We start from the raw sequence: 5,454 nt of genomic DNA, 5'->3' as shown, positions 1-5,454 counted from the left end.
GCCCCCGGCGGCGCCCCGCCGCACCGCCTTCGCCGAGGGCCTCGACCAGCTCCGCTCGGCCGCCACCACCGAACCCGGCCGCCTGCGCGTCATCGGCGCCCTCCTCGCGCTCCTCGTCATCGCCTTCGGCGCCGTCACCGCCTGGCAGATGACCGACCGCGCGGCCGCCGCCGACGACGTCCTCACCCGCAGCCAGCCCCTCAGCTCGGACGCCGCCGACATCTACCGCTCCCTCGCGGACGCCAACACCGCCGCCTCCAGCGGCTTCCTCGCCGGCGGCCAGGAGTCGGCCGCCACCCGCGACCGCTACGAGCGGGACATCCGCACGGCCGCCGAGAAGCTCGTCAACGCCGCCGCCAACGCCGAACCGGGCTCCCCGTCCACGGCGACGATCGCCGAGCTCAACAGACTCCTCCCGGAGTACAAGGGCCTGGTGGAGCGCGCCCGCACGTACAACCGCCAGGGGTTCCCCGTCGGCGGCGCGTACCTGCGCTACGCCAACGAGAAGATGCAGAAGGAGATGCTCCCGGCGGCGGAGGACCTCTACAAGAAGGAGAACCAGCGCCTCAGCGCGGACTACGCGAGCGCCACGCCCTACCCCTGGGCGGCCATCGCCCTCGGCGTCGCCGCCCTGGCCGCCCTGGCCTGGGCCCAGCACCGCAACTACCGGCGGACGAACAGGGTCCTGAACCACGGCCTGGTGGCCGCCACGGCCACGGCCACGGTCGTCCTCCTCTGGCTGGTCGTGGGCCACTCCGTCGCCCGCGCGGGCCTGGACGACTCCTACGACCACGGCGTCCGCTCCCTGAACGTCCTGCACGACGCCCGCATCGCCTCCCTCAAGGCCCGGGGCAACGAGAACCTGACCCTGGTGGCCCGCGGCGCGGAGACGAAGAAGGTCGGCGAAGAGACCTACGACGCCTACGACTACGACTTCGGCAGGGACATCAAGGCCCTCGCCGCGCACCTGGCGGCAGCCGAGAAGCTCGCCGACGACTCCTCGGGCGAGCGCCCCGTCACCGCCGCCGTGGGCAACATGACGGAGTGGAAGAAGCGCCACAGCGCGGCCCGCGAGCAGGACGAGAACGGCAACTACCAGGAGGCGCTGGAGCGCGTCATCGGCACCGATGACGCGACGGGCGAGTGCTTCGACAGCGTCGACGAGAACCTGCGCACGGCACTGGCGCACGAGGAGACGGAGTTCAAGCGCGCGGCCGGCGACGGCCGCGACGCGCTGACGGGCATGCCGGCCGGCGCGGCCGTACTGGCGGTGCTGGGGGCCGCCGGCTCGGTCCTGGGCATCGGACGCAGGCTGTCGGAGTACCGATGAACGGGCCGGGGGCGAAGGGAGGAACGACCGTGCGAGACGCGCTCAGGGGCTGGGGCGGAGTGACCGCGATGGCAGTCGTGTGCGCCCTGGTGGCGCTGGTGGCCCTCTGCCTGCCGCTCACCACGGCAACGACGGCCACGACGGCCACCCAGAACACCACCGCGACCACCCGGACCGTGGCCGAAGAGGACTGCGAGGCTCCCGAGAAGCAGACCCTCTCCCCCTCCTCCGCCGACGGCGACACCATCCGGGCGATCAGGAACCGCGAGGGCGGGAAGCGCAAGCTGATCGTCGGCGTCGACCAGAACAGCTACCGCTGGGGCTACCGCAACCCCAACAGCGGCAAGAGCGCGGAGCTCGAGGGCTTCGACATCGACCTGGTCCACCGCATCGCCGAGGACATCCTCGGCGACCCGGACGCCGTGCAGTTCAAGGCGATCCCCACCGACCAGCGCATACCGGCGATCCAGGACGGCCGCGTGGACATGGTCGTCCGCACGATGACGATCAACTGCGCCCGCATCGCCGACGTCGCCTTCTCCGCGCCCTACTTCAAGACGGGCCAGCAGGTCCTGGCCCCGAAGTTCTCCCCCGTCAAGGGCTACGACGACACGCTCGCGGACCGCAGGGTCTGCACGGCGGCCGGCTCGACGGCGTACGCGAAGCTGGCGGCGGACCAGAAGGCGGGCGAACTCCCCGCCAGCACCGACATCTCCACCACGGTGCCGAACCAACTCGACTGTCTGGTGCGGCTCCAGCTCGGCGAGGTCGACGCCGTGGTCACCGACGGCGCGCTCGCGGCGAGCCAGGCGGCACAGGACCCGACGGTCCAGCTCAAGGGTGACGCCTTCACTGCCGAGTACTACGGCGTGGCCATGAAGAAGGACGCGGACGATCTGGTACGCCGGGTCAACCAGATCCTGGTGGACTACCGCAAGGACACCGCGAACGGCTGGCAGGCGTCGTACAACCAATGGCTGTCGGCAACTCTGGGCAAGGATGCGAAGAAGTCGGAACCCCCGGCACCGCAGTACCTCCGCACGAGCTGACGACCGGCGCGCAACCGGACCACGACGAAGAACCCCCGACGGGCACTGACGGGCACTGACGGGCACTACAGCAGCGAGAGGTGATCGATGGGCGTCACGGGACCCACCGGGCCGGTGATGGACCGGGACGAGGTGGACCGTGCGCTGGCGCGGCTCGGCGCGGAGCACGAGGCGATCGAGACCTCGCTCCTCGCCCTGCAGGACCACGCGGGCCGCAGACTCCTGGAGGGCGCCGAGCTCACCGGCGTCACCCAGGAGCGCTGGACGGCCACGGAGGCGTCGATCACGCTGCTGTGGACGTACTTCGACGCGTACACCGACGCGTTGCACTCCGCCCGCGACATCCGCTCCCGCCGCCGCTGGTCCAGCCGCGAGGACCTGGTGGAGCTGACGGAACTGCTCACCGGCGACTCGGTCACCGTCGCGGGCAGCGCCACGGCGACGGCCAACGCCCCCACCCTGCATGGCGGTCCGACGAAACTCAGCGAGCGCTACTCCCTCACCACCCTCGTCGACCGGATGAACGAGCTGTACGCCACGAGCCTGGACATGGTGGTCGCCGCGGACGCGGTCTGGTCGGCCCTGCCGGCCCGCATCGACCTGCTCGCGGCGGAACTCCAGCGCACGCGGCGGCTCGCGCACTCGGTCGGCGTGCGCCCCGGCGAGCACCCCGCGGGCGACGACCTGGAGCGCATCACGCGGATACTGACGAAACTGCGCGAGCAGGTGATCTCGGACCCGCTGGCGTTCTGGCTTGCCGCGGAGGGCAGTTCGGCGCCGGGCGGCGGCCGGCCGGACACGACGGTGTACGACCGCGAGGCGCGCGCCCTGGACGACGTACGCCGTGAGATCGACGCGGTGCTGACCGTCCGGCAGGACGCCGAGAAGCGGATCGTGAAGCTGCGTGACCTCCTCAGCCGCGCGGACCGCACGCTCGCCGAGGCGCGCACGGCACGCGGCGAGGTGCTGGCGAAGATCGCGGCGACGGAGGTGCCGGTCGTCAGCGGCCCGCCGACCGTCCTCCAGGAGCAGGTGGCGGCGGCGGCCGAGTACCGCAGGCAGGCGCAGTGGCACCGGCTGTCCCCGCTGCTGGAGTCGCTGGAGCAGAAGGCCGAGGACGAACTGCTGCGCGCCCGCGAGTCGTTGACCGCGGTCACCGCCCCGCTGGCGGTCCGCGCCGAGCTGCGCGGCCGGCTGGACGCGTACAAGGCGAAGGTGGCCCGGCACGGCTTCGCCGAGGACACACTGCTGGTGGAGCGGTACGAGAAGGCGCGCCGCATGCTGTGGAGCGCCCCGTGCGACCTGCGCGCCGCCGAGCAGGCGGTGCTGCGTTACCAGCACGCGGCCGCGGAGCTGCTGAGCGGCCCGCGGGTGCCGGGGCAGGGCGTGCCGGAGGACGACCGGAGGGGGCCGGGCGCATGAGCGACGAGGGGGAGTCCATGAGTCAGGCACCGCACGAGCCTCCCGGCGCGCCGGCGCGCACCTGTCAGCGCCCCGCCTGCGACGGCGCGTACGAGGACGTGGGCGGCGGCGAGCTGTACTGCGACACCTGCGGCCTTGCCCCGGTCGTCGCGGCCGGGGGTCCCCCCTCCGGGGGAGGCATGGTCGGGTCGCCTGCCACCGGCGTCACCGCCGGCGGCAGGGGCGGCTCCCGCGGGTCCGCGGGCAGCGGCGGTTCCCGCTCCAGCGGCCGCAGCTCGCGGACGTCGTCCCATTCGTCGAAGTCGCGCCGCTCGGTGTCGGGGCGCCTGTCGCGGTCCCTGTCGGGCAAGCCGACGGGCCGCTCGGTGTCGGTGCGCAGCTCCGGCTCGGCCGCCGGTTCCGGCTCCCGGGGCCGGCTGGGCGCCGGTCTTGTGCAGGTGCCGCCGATCCCCCGGCCCGACCCGCGCGAGATGGTCCTGGACAACCCCGAGGTGCCCGAGCGGAAGCGGTTCTGCTCGCGCTCCGACTGCGGCGCCCCGGTGGGCCGGGCCCGCGGCGACCGGCCGGGCCGTACGGAGGGCTTCTGCACCAAGTGCGGTCACCCGTACTCGTTCGTGCCGAAGCTGAGGGCCGGGGACGTGGTGCACGGCCAGTACGAGGTGGTCGGCTGCCTGGCGCACGGCGGCCTGGGCTGGATCTACCTCGCCGTCGACCGGGCGGTCTCGGACCGCTGGGTGGTCCTCAAGGGCCTGCTGGACACGGGCGACCAGGACGCGATGGCCGCGGCGATCTCCGAGCGGCGCTTCCTCGCGGAGATCGAGCACGCCAACATCGTGCGGATCTACAACTTCGTGGAGCACCTGGACCAGCGCACGGGTTCGCTCGACGGCTACATCGTCATGGAGTACGTCGGCGGCAAGTCCCTCAAGGAGATCGCCAACGCCCGCCGCACCGCCCAGGGCAGGCGTGATCCGCTGCCGGTGGAGCAGGCCTGCGCGTACGGCATCGAGGCGCTGGAGGCGCTCGGGCACCTGCACAGCCGCAACCTGCTGTACTGCGACTTCAAGGTCGACAACGCGATCCAGACCGAGGACCAGCTGAAGCTGATCGACATGGGCGCGGTGCGCAGGACGGACGACGAGGAGTCGGCCATCTACGGCACGGTCGGCTATCAGGCCCCGGAGGTGGCCGAGGTGGGCCCGTCGGTGGCGAGCGACCTGTACACCGTCGCCCGCACCCTGGCCGTCCTGACCTTCGACTTCCAGGGCTACACGAACGTCTACGCGGACTCCCTGCCCGACCCGGACCACATCGAGGTGTTCCGGCAGTACGAGTCGTTCTACCGGCTGCTGGTCCGTGCCACCGACCCCGACCCGGCCCGCCGGTTCGCCTCCGCGCAGGAGATGACCGAGCAGCTGACCGGCGTCCTGCGGGAGGTCGTCTCCCTCCAGACGGGCCGCGCCCGCCCGGCCCTGTCGACCCTGTTCGGGCCGGAACTGCGCGTGACGGACACGGAGTTGTTCCCCAAGCTGGACGGCGAGGTGTCCCGCCTGGGAGCCCGGGTGGTGCGGGGCGGGGCTCGTGCCGGTGCTCCTGCCGCCCTGCCGCGCCCGCGGAGCGCCGAGGGCCCGCACGGCCTCGTCAGGTCCGTCG

General features: G+C 72.7%; 4 protein-coding genes. All 4 read left to right on the top strand.

What is annotated here, in order from left to right; translation table 11 throughout:
- The coding region (locus C1J00_RS37530) for a GlnX family signal transduction membrane protein (protein ID WP_102913383.1) at positions 1–1,330 on the top strand (1,330 nt) is incomplete at its 5' end.
- 29 nt (positions 1,331–1,359) lie between these two features.
- The gene (locus C1J00_RS37525) at positions 1,360–2,379 is read left to right on the top strand and encodes a glutamate ABC transporter substrate-binding protein (protein WP_500691498.1); all 1,020 of its coding nucleotides are present in this window, start codon (positions 1,360–1,362) and stop codon (positions 2,377–2,379) included.
- A gap of 87 nt (positions 2,380–2,466) precedes the next feature.
- Positions 2,467–3,801 carry a coiled-coil domain-containing protein gene (locus C1J00_RS37520; RefSeq protein WP_102913381.1) on the top strand — a complete coding sequence of 445 codons (1,335 nt, stop codon included), beginning with the start codon at positions 2,467–2,469 and terminating at the stop codon, positions 3,799–3,801.
- A 17-nt stretch (positions 3,802–3,818) separates the two neighbouring features.
- Positions 3,819–5,454 (top strand): serine/threonine protein kinase (locus C1J00_RS37515; protein WP_245936657.1); only part of this gene is annotated, 1,636 nt, incomplete at its 3' end.

The sequence above is a fragment of the Streptomyces cahuitamycinicus genome (assembly GCF_002891435.1).
Taxonomy (GTDB): Bacteria; Actinomycetota; Actinomycetes; order Streptomycetales; family Streptomycetaceae; genus Streptomyces; species Streptomyces cahuitamycinicus.
Note: the sequence above shows the minus strand (reverse complement) of the source record. Positions and strands in the feature narration are given on the sequence as shown.